The organism is Salmonella sp. SAL4457 (genome assembly GCF_046548235.1).
Lineage (GTDB): Bacteria > Pseudomonadota > Gammaproteobacteria > Enterobacterales > Enterobacteriaceae > Salmonella > Salmonella enterica.
In genome coordinates this window covers 1-243 of the sequence record NZ_JBGDZO010001166.1, presented here as the reverse complement: position 1 = coordinate 243, position 243 = coordinate 1, and the positions used below count along the sequence as shown (strand labels likewise).

General features: G+C 65.8%; 1 protein-coding gene. It reads right to left on the bottom strand.

What is annotated here, in order from left to right; all coding sequences use genetic code 11:
- The coding region (locus tag ACLJNW_RS27845) for an AAA family ATPase (protein WP_410961823.1) at window positions 1-243 on the bottom strand (243 nt) is incomplete at both ends.

Genomic DNA, 243 nt, shown 5'->3' with positions numbered 1-243 from the left:
GATGTAGGTGCGGCGGTGGCCCTTGATCTCCGCCTCGTCGCGCATGCCGCCGACGCTGAAACGGTAGAACGGCCGGCCGAGGCTCTCGGCGATGGATTTGCCGATGCTGGTCTTGCCCACTCCCGGCGGGCCGACCAGGAGCACGATGGAGCCGGCGATCTCGCCCTTGAAACTACCCACGGCGAGGAACTCGAGGATGCGATCCTTGATGTCGTCGAGGCCCGCGTGATGCTTGTCGAGGAC